At 72.1% G+C, this 12,899-nt stretch carries 13 protein-coding genes; 4 read left to right on the top strand and 9 right to left on the bottom strand.

The window, feature by feature from the left end; genetic code table 11:
- Nucleotides 1-13 precede the first annotated feature (13 nt).
- Nucleotides 14-1,072: a glycoside hydrolase family 183 protein gene (locus EV371_RS12275; protein WP_130462155.1), complete on the bottom strand. Its 1,059-nt coding sequence runs from the start codon at nucleotides 1,070-1,072 to the stop codon at nucleotides 14-16.
- Nucleotides 1,073-1,109: 37 nt separating this feature from the next.
- Here EV371_RS12275 and EV371_RS12270 point away from each other — a divergent pair, with 37 nt between their 5' ends.
- Nucleotides 1,110-1,709 (top strand): NUDIX domain-containing protein, encoded by a 600-nt coding sequence (locus tag EV371_RS12270; RefSeq protein WP_130462154.1) that lies wholly within the window; start codon nucleotides 1,110-1,112, stop codon nucleotides 1,707-1,709.
- A 3-nt stretch (nucleotides 1,710-1,712) separates the two neighbouring features.
- Here the strand turns inward: EV371_RS12270 and EV371_RS12265 are convergent, their stop codons facing one another.
- Together EV371_RS12265 and EV371_RS12260 are read right to left on the bottom strand one after the other, a co-directional pair.
- The gene (locus EV371_RS12265) at nucleotides 1,713-2,819 is read right to left on the bottom strand and encodes a sugar phosphate nucleotidyltransferase (protein ID WP_130462153.1); all 1,107 of its coding nucleotides are present in this window, start codon (nucleotides 2,817-2,819) and stop codon (nucleotides 1,713-1,715) included.
- A 165-nt stretch (nucleotides 2,820-2,984) separates the two neighbouring features.
- Complete coding sequence (locus EV371_RS12260; protein ID WP_130462152.1) at nucleotides 2,985-4,130, bottom strand: glycosyltransferase; 1,146 nt, start codon at nucleotides 4,128-4,130, stop codon at nucleotides 2,985-2,987.
- A 255-nt stretch (nucleotides 4,131-4,385) separates the two neighbouring features.
- Between EV371_RS12260 and EV371_RS12255 the strand changes: the two genes are divergently transcribed.
- Entirely contained in the window at nucleotides 4,386-5,093 is a 708-nt protein-coding gene (locus EV371_RS12255; protein ID WP_130462151.1) for a TIGR03089 family protein, read from the top strand.
- A gap of 6 nt (nucleotides 5,094-5,099) precedes the next feature.
- Here the strand turns inward: EV371_RS12255 and EV371_RS12250 are convergent, their stop codons facing one another.
- Both EV371_RS12250 and EV371_RS12245 read right to left on the bottom strand, forming a co-directional pair.
- A complete protein-coding gene (locus EV371_RS12250) occupies nucleotides 5,100-7,112 on the bottom strand; it encodes an acetoacetate--CoA ligase (protein WP_130462150.1) in 2,013 nt (670 codons plus the stop codon).
- 223 nt (nucleotides 7,113-7,335) lie between these two features.
- On the bottom strand, nucleotides 7,336-7,875 hold the full coding sequence (locus EV371_RS12245) for a hotdog domain-containing protein (RefSeq protein ID WP_130462149.1): 540 nt from the start codon (nucleotides 7,873-7,875) through the stop codon (nucleotides 7,336-7,338).
- 156 nt (nucleotides 7,876-8,031) lie between these two features.
- Here EV371_RS12245 and EV371_RS12240 point away from each other — a divergent pair, with 156 nt between their 5' ends.
- Both EV371_RS12240 and EV371_RS12235 read left to right on the top strand, forming a co-directional pair.
- The gene (locus EV371_RS12240; protein WP_130462148.1) at nucleotides 8,032-8,697 is read left to right on the top strand and encodes a hypothetical protein; all 666 of its coding nucleotides are present in this window, start codon (nucleotides 8,032-8,034) and stop codon (nucleotides 8,695-8,697) included.
- Between the two features lie 109 nt (nucleotides 8,698-8,806).
- The gene (locus EV371_RS12235; protein ID WP_130462147.1) at nucleotides 8,807-9,697 is read left to right on the top strand and encodes a hypothetical protein; all 891 of its coding nucleotides are present in this window, start codon (nucleotides 8,807-8,809) and stop codon (nucleotides 9,695-9,697) included.
- A gap of 17 nt (nucleotides 9,698-9,714) precedes the next feature.
- On the opposite strand, the gene EV371_RS12230 is transcribed toward EV371_RS12235, so the two are convergent.
- The 4 genes from EV371_RS12230 to EV371_RS12210 all read right to left on the bottom strand — a co-directional run bounded on the left by EV371_RS12230 (nucleotide 9,715) and on the right by EV371_RS12210 (nucleotide 12,709).
- Nucleotides 9,715-10,275 (bottom strand): Uma2 family endonuclease, encoded by a 561-nt coding sequence (locus tag EV371_RS12230; RefSeq protein WP_130462146.1) that lies wholly within the window; start codon nucleotides 10,273-10,275, stop codon nucleotides 9,715-9,717.
- A gap of 84 nt (nucleotides 10,276-10,359) precedes the next feature.
- A complete protein-coding gene (locus tag EV371_RS12225) occupies nucleotides 10,360-11,523 on the bottom strand; it encodes an acyl-CoA dehydrogenase family protein (protein ID WP_130462145.1) in 1,164 nt (387 codons plus the stop codon).
- Between the two features lie 222 nt (nucleotides 11,524-11,745).
- On the bottom strand, nucleotides 11,746-11,937 hold the full coding sequence (locus EV371_RS12215; protein WP_130462144.1) for a DUF397 domain-containing protein: 192 nt from the start codon (nucleotides 11,935-11,937) through the stop codon (nucleotides 11,746-11,748).
- Complete coding sequence (locus tag EV371_RS12210; protein WP_130462143.1) at nucleotides 11,927-12,709, bottom strand: Scr1 family TA system antitoxin-like transcriptional regulator; 783 nt, start codon at nucleotides 12,707-12,709, stop codon at nucleotides 11,927-11,929. The genes EV371_RS12215 and EV371_RS12210 overlap by 11 nt, the downstream gene beginning before the upstream one ends.
- Between the last annotated feature and the right edge of the window lie 190 nt (nucleotides 12,710-12,899).

The following is a 12,899-nucleotide window of genomic DNA, read 5'->3' as shown; positions in this document are numbered from 1 at the left end:
CCTGTCGACGGACTCAGCCCTCCCGTCCCGACGCGATCAGCAGCGCGATCCGGTGGTCCTCGTCGGTCACGTAATAGTACGCACCGTCCAGTTCGGACAGCCCTTCCACGTTGTGCAGCGGAGCGAGGTCCGCCACCGGTTCACCGACCACCGTGGATCCGGCCGGATCGACCGGCCAGCGGAACCGCACGTGCCGGCTGGTCACGTCACCGCCGGTCGGGTGGTCGTCGAGCAGCACCGAGCGCTTACCCAACGCGTCGATCGAGCCGACCACCGCGTCGTACCCGCCGTCACCCCGGGCCGACAGCGCCCGGAAGCCGGTCAGCTCGCCTTGCCGGGTCACCCCGGTCAGGGCGTACGCCCCGACGACCCGGGGCCAGCTCCGCCGGTCGAACATCCCGGCCACCTCCGCCAGCTCCACGAAGATCGGCTCGCCCCGGCCGGTCACCGGGAACCGCAGCCCGAGCAGCACGGTGCCGACCGGGGTGAAGGCCGCCGCCTCCACGTTGACCGGCAGGTCGTCGTCGGTGAGCCGGTCGACCCAGCCTTTCGCCCGGGCGGTGCCGCGGGCCCGGGTCGCCGCGATGAAGAGGTGCCGCACCTGCTCCCCCGCCGGCAGTACGCCGATCCCGGCGGCCAGCAGCGCGTCGTTCACCGCCCGGTGCAGCCGGAACTGGTTGCGTACCACGTGCAGCCGGGGCAGCACAGTGGCGGCCTCGGCCTCCCGGAACCGGGCCACGAAGGCGCGACGGGGGCGCAACGGCCCCCGCTTGGAACCGAAGTGCGAGCCGAAGACGTAGATCCAGCCGTCGTGCCTGGCCAGCGCCTCGCCGTCCTCGGTGCGGCCGTTCTCGGCACCGGCGTCCATCGGCACGTGCGCGGTAAGCCAACCGCCGTCGTACCGCTCCAGCAGCAGGGCCAGGCAGTTTTCGACCGGCCCCTCGTCGAGTACGGTCCAGAACCCCCGCCGGGCGGCGTACGCGGCGAGCACCTCGGGCGCGCGTACCGGTAGCAGATCGCTCGCCTCGTTGCCGGCGACCGCCAGTTCGACGGTACGCGAAAGGCAGGTCATACCGATCATGGTACGAGCCTGGCACTAGGGTGGCGCTGTGCCTGATGCCCTCTACGCCGACACGTTGGCCCTGCTCACCCGCTGGCAGCCGCCCACCGCCGAGGCGGCCGACGCCCTGGACCGGACCCTGCGACTGCTCGACGAGGGCGGCCCGGCGGCGCTGACCCGGGCGTACCGGGCCGGCCACGTCACCGCCAGCGCCCTGGTGCTGGACGCCACCGGCAGCCGGGTGCTGCTCTGCCTGCACGGCCGGTTCCGCCGCTGGGTGCAGCTCGGCGGGCACTGCGAGCCGGTCGACCGGACACTGGCCGGGGCGGCGCTGCGGGAGGCGACCGAGGAGTCCGGCATCTCCGGACTCCGGCTCGACCCGACCCCGATCGACCTCGACATCCACCAGGTCTCCTGCCAGGGCGACTCGCTGCACCACGACGTACGCTTCGCCGCGGTCGCCCCGGCCGGCGCGGTCGAACGGGTCAGCGCCGAGTCGGTGGAACTCGGCTGGTTCGCGCCGGACGCGCTTCCCGAGCCGCTGGCCGGCGCCACCGCCCAACTGGTGGCACCGGCGCTCGCGGCCTACCGGCGGAGCCGTCCGCACCCGGTGCCCGGCGCCGCCGTGGAGGTCGCGCCGACCCGGTGAGCGCTACAGGTACGGGTGCGCCTCCTCCGCCTCCAGCGCGGCGACGATCTCCTTGACCTCCTGGGCCCTCGACCGGTCGCAGACGAAGAGCGCGTCCGGCATGTCGACCACCACGGTGTCCCGGACCCCGAGGGTCACCACCAGCCGGTCGGACTGGGTCACCACCACCGTGCGTTCGGTGTCCCGGAGCACGACCCGGCCGGCCGGGGGCGTGCCGTCGGGACCCTCCCGGAGCACCACGTTGCTGTCGTCGTCGCCGGTCAGCGCCTCGCCCAGGGTGTGGAAGTCGCCGACGTCGTTCCAGCGGAAGTCGGCCGGCACGGTGGCGACCAGGCCACGCTCCGCCGCCCCCTCCATCACGGCGAAGTCCACCGAGATCTTGGACAGCCCCGGCCAGACCCGGTCCAGCACCGCCGCCTCCTCCGGGGTGCCCCAGGCCGCGGCGATCTCGGTCAGCCCGGCGTGCAGCTCCGGCCGCTGCCGGGCCAGCTCGCCGAGGAAGACGTCGACCCGCCAGACGAACATCGAGGCGTTCCAGTAGAAGCGGCCGGACTCGACGTACTTGACCGCGAGGTCGTACTCCGGTTTCTCCTTGAACCGGACGACCTGCCGGGCCGGACCATCGCCGATCGGCTCGCCCGACTCCAGATATCCGTAGCCGGTCTCGGGGTGGGTCGGCGTGATGCCGACCGCGACCATCAGCCCGTCCTGCGCGGTCGCGATCGCGGCGCCGAGCACCTCCAGGAAGCGGGTCTGGTCGCCGACCACGTGGTCGGCGGAGAAGGCGCCCATCACCGCGTCCGGATCCCGACGCGCGATGATCGCCGCCGCCAGCCCGATCGCCGCGCACGAGTCCCGGCGGGAGGGTTCGACCAGGACGTTCTCCTCCGGTACGTCGGACAGTTGCCGGGCCACCGCGACCGCGTGGGCGGCACCGGTGACCACGTAGGTGTTCTCCGGGCCGGCGAGTGGGCGCACCCGGCGTACGGTCGCCTGGAGCAGCGACTCGTCCGAGCCGGTCAGCGGAAGGAGGAACTTGGGGCGGCCGGCACGCGAGAGTGGCCACAGACGGGTGCCACTGCCGCCGGCCGGAATCACGGCGTAGAACATCGCCACATCATGCCCGAGAGGTCCGGGGCGGGACGCACACACCGTCTGATAACACCCGAATTCCGCCCGAGACCACCACGTCACTCACCGTCACATCGCTGACCGTCACGGCGGATCCGGGCACGACGGCCGCGTCGACACCGCCCGCCGGCACACCACGGACCGTCATGTGCGGGCTCGGCCCCAGGCCGCCAGGTGCACCTCGGCGCTGGACTCCCAGGTGAACTCCTTGGCCCGGTCGAAGCCCGCCTTGGCCAGCGAGAGCCGCCGCGCCTCGTCGTCCAGCAGCGCGCCGAGGTCGGTCGCGATCTGCTGCGGATCCTCGCTGGTGTAGGCGACCGCGTCGCCGCCCACCTCCGGCAGCGACAGACGCGGGGTGGTGAGCACCGGAGCGGCGCAGGCCATCGCCTCCAGGATCGGCAGCCCGAAGCCCTCGCCGTACGACGGGTAGGCGGCGACCAGCGCACCGCCGAGGAAGCCCGGCAGGTCGGCGTAGCGCAGGTAGCCGGGGCGGAGCAGCCGCAGGTGCGCCGGCACGTCGGCGACGGCCTGGTCGATGTCGTCGTCGTGGCCCTGACCACCGGCGATCACCAGGGCGGGCGGCTCCGGCCGGTCCTTGACCGCCAGCACCCAGCCCCGGATCAGGTTCGGCACGTTCTTGCGCGGCTCCTTCGAGCCGAGGAACGCCACGTAGCTGTGCCCACCCAGGCCGAGCCGGGCACGCACCCGGGCCTTCTCCTCGTCGCTCGGCGCGTGGAACGCCGCCTGGTCGACCCCGTGGTAGGCCACGTCGATCCGGGTCGGATCGGCGTCCAGCAGCCGAATCAGCTCGTCCCGGGTCGCCTTGCTCGGCACGATCACCCGATCGGCCCGGCGCAGCGAGGTCTTTATCGCGCTGCGGAAGAAGGTTCGGCGCGACTTGTCGTAGTGCTCCGGCTCGGTGAAGAAGGTCGCGTCGTGCACGGTGACCGTCACCGGACAGCCGGCCCGGAGCGGACAGGTGTAGAACGGCGCGTGCAGCACGTGCGCGCCGACCTGCTGGGCCAGCAGCGGAAGGCCGGTCTGCTCCCACGCCAGCCGGGCGGGCCGGTGCGCCACCGCCGCCGGTGCCGGGATCACCTCGGCCGCCGGCAGCATCCGAGAGTATCGCTCGACGTCGGTGCGCAGTCCGACCACGGCGAGTTCCAGGTTCGGCCCGATCACCTTGCCCAGGGCGCCGAGCAGGCCGTCGACGTATCTGCCAACGCCGCCCCGGTCAGCGGGGACGCTGGTGGCGTCAATGAGCACGCGGGGCGGGCGACCGGCGGTCACTGGGCAACTCCTCGACTGAAATGTGATGTAGGGAACAACACTTCGCCAAGCCTACGCCGCGCCGCCCCCGGCGCGTCGACTGCGACCCGTCGGGCAACTGTCTTTCCGATGACTCAGACAACTACCCGACGGGCGACCCGGACGAGCTCACGACGAGACCGTCACCGTGGGTGCGAGCCCGACGGTCGGACCAGCACCGCGGCCCGGGCCGGAGCCCGCCGTGACCGGCCCGCCGGGTCGGTATCGTCGCGGGCGATGACCGAGAACATTTCCGGGCTGTTCGCCGCCGCCATCGCCGCCGACCCGACCCGACCGCTGCTGACCTGGTACGACGACGCGTCCGGGGACCGGACCGAACTTTCCGGGGCGACCCTGGCCAACTGGGTGGCGAAGACGGCCAACCTGCTGGTCGACTCGGCCGGGGTGGCTCCGGCCGATCCCGTCGGGGTGCTGCTGCCGCCACACTGGCAGACCGCCGCCGTGCTGCTCGGGTGCTGGTCGGTCGGGTCCGCCGTCGCCGGCGCCCGGCCCGGCGAGTCGGATCCGCGGCCGGTCGACGTGCTCTTCGCCGCCGTCGACCGGGTCGGCGAGGCGACGGCCTGGCCGGCGGGTGACCGGTACGTCCTCGCGCTCGCCCCGCTCGCCGCCCCGGTACGCGACCTGCCGACCAGCTGGGCCGACTACGTGCTGGAGGTACGCGGGCACGGCGACCACTTCACGCCGTACCCGGCGGCCGGACCGCAGGACCCGGTACTGGCTGACCTGGCGGCCCAGCGCGCCGCCGAGCTGGGGATCGGGGCCGGCGACCGGGTGCTGGTCGACGCGGCCCGGCACCCGGACCCGGTGGACTGGCTGCTCGCTCCGCTGGCCGCCGGGGCCAGTACGGTGCTCTGCGGAAACCTCGACCCGGACCGGCTGGCCGACCGGGCGACGGCGGAGAAGGTAACGGTTCGGTTGATGTAACCGACGTCACACCGTCCCGGGCCGGACGGTCCGCTGTCGGGCGAGCCGCTCGAAGGCGACCAGCGACTCCGGGTTGGCCAGCGCGCCGGTGGCGGCGGCCGAGTCCACCGCGGCGCCGGTGAGGATCTTCTTCACCGGTACCTCCAGCTTCTTCGCCGAGAGCGTCCTCGGCACCGCGCCGACCTGGTGGATCTCGTCCGGTACGTGCCGGGGTGAGAGCCCGGTGCGCAGCTCCCGGTTGATCCGGGCGATCAGCTCCGGGCCCAGCTCCGACCCCTCGGCGAGTACGACGAAGAGCAGCAGCTCGCCCGCCCCGCCCTCGTCGTCCTCCAGGTGCACCACCAGCGAGTCCGTCACCTCCGGCAGCCCCTCCACCACGGAATAGAACTCGGCGGTGCCCAGGCGTACGCCGCCCCGGTTGAGGGTGGCGTCGGAGCGGCCGGTGATCACACAACTGCCCCGCTCGGTCACGGTGATCCAGTCCCCGTGCCGCCACACCCCGGGATAGACGTCGAAGTACGCCTCCCGGTATCGGCGGCCGTCCGGGTCGTTCCAGAACCCGACCGGCATGCTCGGCATCGGTGCGGTGATCACCAACTCGCCGAGCTGGTCGAGCACCGGGGAACCGTCGGCCGAACGGGCCTCCACCCGGGCGCCGAGGCAGCGACAGGTGATCTCACCGGCGCGTACCGGCAGCAGTGGGACGCCGCCGACGAACCCGGTGCAGACGTCGGTGCCGCCGGAGATCGAGTCGAGCCGCAGGTCGGCGCCGACCTCGTCGTACACCCAGCGGAAGCCCTCGGCCGGCAGCGGCGCACCGGTCGAACCGACCCCGCGCACGGCGGAGAGGTCCGCCAGCCCGGCCGGGTGCAGCCCGGCCTTGCGACAGGCCAGCAGGAACGGCGCCGAGGTGCCGAAGTAGGTGGTGCCGGTCTCGGCGGCCAGCCGCCAGAGCGTGCCCAGGTCGGGCTCGGCCGGGCGGCCCGGCTCGGCCCGGACCGCCGGGTTGCCGTCGAAGAGCACGATCGCCGCCCCCACCGCCGGCCCTGAGACCAGGAAGTTCCACATCATCCAGCCGGTGGTGGTGAACCAGAAGAACCGGTCGCCGGGGCCGAGGTCGTGGTGCAGCGCCAGCATCTTCAGGTGTTCCAGCAGGATGCCGCCGTGCCCGTGCACGATCGGCTTCGGCAGCCCGGTGGTGCCGGAGGAGTAGAGCACGTAGAGCGGGTGGTCGAAGGGGACCGCCGTGAAGGTCAGCGGCTCGTCGGTCCCGGCCGCCAGATCCGCCCAGCTCAGCGCGGCGTCCGGCGGCGCGGCCTCCGGCTCCAGATAGGGCAGCACCACCGTGTGTACGACCGACGGCAGCTCGGCCCGGATCGTCGCCAACTCGGCGCGGCGGTCGACGGGCCGGTCGCCGTACCGGTAGCCGTCGACCGCCACCAGCACGGTCGGGGCGATCTGCCGCCAGCGGTCGAGCACGCTACGGGTGCCGAACTCCGGGGCGCAGGAGGAGAAGACGGCCCCGATGCTGGCGGTGGCGAGCATCAGCACGAACGTCTCGGGAATGTTGGGGGCGTACGCCGCCACCCGGTCGCCGGGGCCGATCCCCAGCCGGACCAGTCCGGCCCGGACCCGGCGTACCTGCTCGCGCAGTTCGGCGACGGTCAGCGTGACCGGGGCGCGGGTCTGGCTGTGCGCGATCACCGCCGGCTCGTCGTCGGCCATCCCGGGCATCCGGAGTACGTGCTCGGCGTAGTTGAGGGTGGCCCCGGGAAACCAGCGGGTGCCGGGCATGCCGACGTCGCGCAGCGTCGCGGTCGGCTCGGTGTACGCCCGGACCTCGAAATAGTCCCAGATCGAACGCCAGAAGCCGTCGAGGTCGGTGACCGACCAGCGCCACAGCGCGGCGTAGTCGTCGAAGTCCAGGCCCCGGTGCCGGCGCAGCCAGCGCAGGTAGTCGCCGATCCGGGACCGGTCGTCGCCGGGCGGTGGCGGCGTCCAGAGCACCTCGCCAACCATGGTCCTGCTCCTCCCTACGGCCCCGCACGCCGGTGTGCCGGGCCCGGTCGCCATACTGCCGTACCCCGACCCGCCATTCTCCGCCCGGAAGCCGGCACCGGTACGCGTGCCCGGCCCACATGTCCCGATCCCGGCTCATGTGGGCCCGCGCCGGGTGCGGCTGCCGGTGGGCCGCCCCCGCGTGCGGGTGTCGATGGACCGCCGGGTGCGGGTGCCGGATGGCTCAGCCGGCGACGGAGGGATCGGCGGCGCCCCGGTGCGCCTGGATCGCCTTGCGCTTGGCCAGCCGGTGCGCCCGGCGGATCTCCGCCTCGCGGAACCGGCGTTCGTCCTCGGGCGTCTCGGGCAACACCGGACGGACCGGGCGGGGGTTGCCGGCCACGTCCACCCCGACGAAGACCAGATAGGCGGTGGCCACCACGAGCGCGGCGTCGTCGGCGCTGTCCCAGCGCTCCGCGACCACCCGGACCCCCACCTCCATCGAGGTCTGCCCGGTCCAGTTGACCTGGGCGTGTGCGTGCACCAGGTCACCGACCCGGACCGGCTCGGCGAAGACGATCTCGTCGATCGCGGCGGTCACCGCCGTACCACCCGAGTGCCGGGCCGCCGACGCCCCGGCCACGTCGTCGACGAACTTCATCAGCACGCCGCCGTGCACCGTGCCGTAGAGGTTGACGTCGACCGCCGTCATGATCCGGCTCAGCGTCACCCGGGAGTACGAGGTCGGCTTGCCGGCCGGCGGCGACGAGGACTGCTCGGTCATGCGGCAACGGTACGGCGACCGGCCGTACCACCACCTCCGATGGTGACGCCGGTTACCCGGGTCACCCCGGTCACCTCACGGTGACAGTCAGCAAGATCGATGTCGGACGCGCCCGGGCAGGCTGCTCGACGGCCTCCGAGGCGGTACGGTGCGCGGATGCGACATCTCTGGAGCTTCCTCGCCGGAGTGGTGGCGGCGCCACTGACCTGGGCGATGATCGCGCTCGGTCAGGACGGGTCCGCCCGCACCGTCACCCGCTGGGTGGAAGTCGGTACCTTCAACACGGCCAACCTGATCCAGGGGGCCGTCTACCTCGGAGTCGCGGGCATCCTGCTCGGGCTGCTCGGCACGCTGCGGCTCTCCCCGGCCGGTCCACTCGCCGCCGGCCTGCTGCTGGTAGCCCCGTACGTCGGGCTGTTCGTCGACCCCTTCACCGTGCGGGACGCGGTGCCGGCGAGCTGGGAGGTCTTCAACGACCCGCTGCCGTTGGTGCAGGTGCTGGAGAACGGGACGACGTTCCTGATCGGAGTGCTGCTGCTGATGGCCACCTTCAGCATCCAGCGCTGGCGTCGCTGGCCCTGCCCGGCCGCCGCCGTCACTCCCGCGCCGACCTCATCCCATGTGGAGGAGCCGACCCCGACCGACTGGTCCCTGCTGAACAATCCGCCGGACAGCGACGTCAAGCCGCCGAACCTGGGTTACCCGGAGCCGGACACCGAACCGCTGCCGCCGCTGCCGCGTCGGGACGGCGGCTCGCCGTGGTCGGCACCGCCCCGGACCACGGCGAAGCGCGACGACGCGGCCGGCAGCCCGACAAGCTGACTGCGCCGGGGCGGGTCGTTCGGTCGACCCGCCCCGGCCCGACACGCGAGCCTGGGTTGCCCGGTGCGAGTACGGTGCCGTGAGGCAGGGGCTGGCTGAGGAGGTTGCGGTGCGACACCTTGGATCGCTGGTATTCGGGCTGCTCAGTGCGCCGGTCATCTGGGTGCTGTCCGGGGTCGGGTTGGTCCGGTTCAGCAGTGGAATGGCCCGGTTGGAGACCGGGGACACGATCCTCGGGTTCGTCGTGATCGCGGTCGTCGCCGGACTGCTCGCCGCGCTCTTGCTACCCCGGTGGTCCCCGATCGGCACGGCGGTCGCCGGCCTGTTCTTCATGATCATGGCGCTGTGGTCCCTGATCGACTACGGGTCGATGATCGACCTGCTGCCCCGATCCTTCCTCGGCGTCAGATACGCGCTCACCGCACCGGCCGGGGCCTTCGCCACGCTGATCGCCGTGCTGCTCGGCGCCACCGTCTTCGTGCCGCAGCGCTGGCGTTCGCCCCGCGTGGCGGCCCGCCTCCCCGGCGGCTCCAGCGGCCAGCCCGGCTTCCCGCCCTATCCAGCACCGCCCGGCCAGCAGTTCCCGTCGACCCCCGCGACGCCGCCCGGTGGGCAGTTCCCGCCGGGTCAGTTCCCGCCGGGTCAGTTCCCACCCGGTCCGCCCGGGTACCCGCCGAACTACGGTCCCTCGGTCACCCCGAGCTACGCCCAGTCCGCGCCGCCGAACCTCGGCCCCGCCGTCCCGCCGAACTACGGTCCCGCCGGGCCGACCCAGCAGACGCCCTCGGCACCGCCGGCGCCGCCCGTCTTCAGCCCGCTGACGCCGCCGGCCCCGGCACCCCGGTCCGGCCAGCCGGCCGGCGACGAGACCACCCAGTTCAGCGGGCGGTCGGACGAACCCACCCAGGTCAGCGCGGGCCCGGACGAGACCACACAGTTCACCGGCGGCCCGGACGACGACGATGCGGACGGGGTGACCCGCCGCCTCGGCAACCGCTGACGAAGCCGGCCGACGGATCAGCCGCCGATCTGGTGGTCGGCCGGGTCGGTCTGCAACAGCCAGTCCAGCGGCATCTTCGCCGCCACCTCGTACGCCCGATCCGGGCCGAGGACGTGCAGCGTGACCGTCTGCGCCGCGTCCCGCTCGACCATCCAGTACCGCCGGATTCCCGCCTGCGCGTACTCGCGGCGCTTCACGACCTCGTCCATAACCGCCGAACCGGGTGCCACGATCTCGATCACGAGAACCAGGTCGGCGAGGTTCAGCCAGACACTCCGTGACTGCGGCCGGGCCCAGACCGTAAGGTCCGGAATCCGGCCGCCGTCGCCGTCGGGACCGGGGATCCGGATGCCGGTGGCCTGTAGCACCTGCTCCGCCGGCCAGCCCGCCATGGCGAGCCAGACGAGGAGACGGCTAGCGATCGCGGCATGCTCGGAATCGGGCGGCGGCATGATCGACAGGGCTCCCTCGGGGCTCAGCTCATACCGATGGCCGTGCTGGTCAGCAGCGTTCATGGCCGCCAGGTCGTCGAGCGTGACGACGGCGGGCAGGGCCCTGCCGAACGCCTCCGCACTCACCCGGCCATCCTATCCGCAGGCCATCCACGCCGGTCAGCGTTGCGCGGCCCCGGCGTGCCCGCCGCCCGCGCCGGCACCCGCGGGTCAGTCCTTGAGGAGCTGCCGGGCCATCACGATCCGCTGGACCTGGTTGGTGCCCTCGTAGATCTGGGTGATCTTGGCGTCCCGCATCATCCGCTCGACCGGGTAGTCCCGGGTGTAGCCGTACCCGCCGAGCAGCTGCACCGCGTCAGTGGTGATCTCCATCGCGGCGTCCGAGGCGAAGCACTTCGCGGCGGCACCGAAGTAGGTCAGGTCGGCGTCGCCGCGCTCCGACTTCCCGGCCGCGGCGTAGGTCAACTGCCGGGCCGCCTCCAGCTTCATCCCCATGTCGGCGAGCATGAACTGGACGCCCTGGAACTCGGCGACCGCCTTGCCGAACTGCTTGCGCTCCCGCACGTACCCCTTGGCGTAGTCCAGCGCGCCCTGGGCGATCCCGAGCGCCTGGGCGGCGATGGTGACCCGGGTGTGGTCCAGGGTGCGCATCGCGGTGCCGAACCCGGTACCCGGTTCGCCGATCATGCGGTCCGCCGGGATCCGTACGTTGTCGAGGTAGACCTCGCGGGTCGGCGAACCCTTGATGCCGAGCTTCTTCTCCGGCGCCCCGAAGCTGACCCCGGGATCCGACTTCTCCACGACGAAGGCGGAGATGCCCCGCGAGCGGGCCGCCGGATCGGTCACCGCGAAGACGGTGTAGTACTCCGACACCCCTGCGTTGGTGATCCACCGCTTGACGCCGTTGAGCACGTAGTGGTCGCCGTCCCGGACCGCCCGGGTGGTCATCGAGGCGGCGTCGCTGCCCGCCTCCGGCTCGGAGAGGCAGTACGAGAACATCGCCTCGCCCCGGGCCACCGGCGGCAGGTAGCGCCGCTTCAGTGCCTCGGAGGCGGCCAGCAACAGCGGCATGGTGCCGAGCTTGTTCACGGCCGGGATCAACGAGGAGGCGGCACAGGCCCGGGCCACCTCCTCGATCACGATCGCGGTGGCCAGCGCGTCGGCACCGGCCCCGCCGTACTCCTCGGGGATGTGCGGGGCGTGGAAGTCGGCGGCCCGCAGCGCCTCGTACGACGCCTTCGGGAACTCGCCGGTCTCGTCCGCCTCGGCCGCGTTCGGCGCGACCTTGGCGTCGCAGACCTCCCGGACGGCTTCCCGGACCGCCTCGTGCTCCTCTGGCAGCAGGTATGCGTCGAACGACGGCTCACTGGTCACCGCGGCCCTCCCCGGCACTCGTCCCCGGCGGCCCCGCGCCCCGGATATCCGAACGATACCCGCCAGTAACCGGGCCCCGACAGCCCTCCCCGGCCGGTCGGCTCGACCAACAGCACCCGACCGGCCGGATCGGTGAAGAGCAGTCCCGCGCCCATCCGCCTGCGGCGCAGCGTCGCGGTCTAGTCGTCGTCCGGCGGTCCGGTCATCCCGGCAGGCCGATCGTCAGCGCGCGGCGACACCCCGGACGAAGGCCCGCCAGGCCGAGGACCCGAAGGTCAGCACCGGCCCCTGCCGATCCTTGCTGTCCCGCACCCCGACCACACCCGGCGCCAGCTCACCCGCGACCTCCACGCAGTCGCCGCCGTTGGAGTTCGAACGCGACGACTTCCGCCATTCGACATTGCTAGCGGTCATATCCGTTCACCAGCTTCGAGATCGCATCGTGGGTCAGGTTCCGGGGAAGTGCCACCGAGCGTACCCCGTCCCAGACCCGAGTCAGCGCGGCCACCTGCTCGGGATCGGTGATCACCCTGCCGGCCAACTGGTCCTCCATGAATCCCACGTCCGTGCCGTCTTCCAACGATGCCAGGGTGAATGGACCGCTCTGCCCGACATACAGTCCGGCGGCGAGCGGCACGACGTGCAGCGAGACCCGAGGGCGCGCCCCCAGGTCAAGCAGGTGTCGAAGTTGTTCCTTCATAATGCCCGGATCACCGCGCAGCAGTGCTGCCTCGTCCATCACGAAGGTCGTCAACGGTGGGCGGGGTCCATTTAGGATGGCGTCCTGCCGCTCAAACCTGACGGTCAGCAACTCCTCGGCCTTCTCCGCGTCGAGTAGGCCGGCCGCCAGCACCGCCCGGGCGTACGCCTCGGTTTGCAGCAGCCCAGGAATGTAGAGCGGTTCATATTTACGCAACGCCAGCGCTTCGCGTTCGTACTCATCAAACGAGCGGAACCAGTCCGGGGCGTAGCCCTTGCGGGCGTCCGACGCGAGCCTCTCGACAAGGTCACCCGTGCCGAAGAGTCCGTCCAGGCGCCGTGCGGTGTCCGGCTTGGGGATGCGGCGATCGGTTTCGAAGGCGGCGATCAACGATCCGGAGACCTTGATCGCACTGGCCGCCTGATCCTGCGTCAGACCCTTGGCCGATCGGAAGTGCCGCACTATCCGGGCCAGCGAGCTAGTCATGTCGGTTGCTCATTTCTACACGTCCTTACTTCGCTCGGTCGAATCCTTACTACTGAGAGTTACCCCTCCCGCATCTTTCCGGGCCGGGGCCGCACAGTCCAGGGTGGATTCAGCGGAACCGCTCGCAGCAGAAAGGCGCCGGGCGGAACTGCGCGGGAGGCGCCTGACGGCAATCGGTCGCTTCCCGCAT

Source organism: Plantactinospora sp. CNZ321 (genome assembly GCF_004217235.1).
Note: the sequence above shows the minus strand (reverse complement) of the source record. Positions and strands in the feature narration are given on the sequence as shown.

Bases quoted from the DNA above. Each gene is read 5' to 3' on its own strand.
- EV371_RS12275 (WP_130462155.1), bottom strand. From the start codon at position 1,072: ATGACCTGCCTTTCGCGTACCGTCGAACTGGCGGTCGCCGGCAACGAG.
- EV371_RS12265 (WP_130462153.1), bottom strand. From the start codon at position 2,819: ATGTTCTACGCCGTGATTCCGGCCGGCGGCAGTGGCACCCGTCTGTGG.
- EV371_RS12255 (WP_130462151.1), top strand. From the start codon at position 4,386: ATGACCGAGAACATTTCCGGGCTGTTCGCCGCCGCCATCGCCGCCGAC.
- EV371_RS12250 (WP_130462150.1), bottom strand. From the start codon at position 7,112: ATGGTTGGCGAGGTGCTCTGGACGCCGCCACCGCCCGGCGACGACCGG.
- EV371_RS12245 (WP_130462149.1), bottom strand. From the start codon at position 7,875: ATGACCGAGCAGTCCTCGTCGCCGCCGGCCGGCAAGCCGACCTCGTAC.
- EV371_RS12240 (WP_130462148.1), top strand. From the start codon at position 8,032: ATGCGACATCTCTGGAGCTTCCTCGCCGGAGTGGTGGCGGCGCCACTG.
- EV371_RS12215 (WP_130462144.1), bottom strand. From the start codon at position 11,937: ATGACCGCTAGCAATGTCGAATGGCGGAAGTCGTCGCGTTCGAACTCC.
- EV371_RS12210 (WP_130462143.1), bottom strand. From the start codon at position 12,709: ATGACTAGCTCGCTGGCCCGGATAGTGCGGCACTTCCGATCGGCCAAG.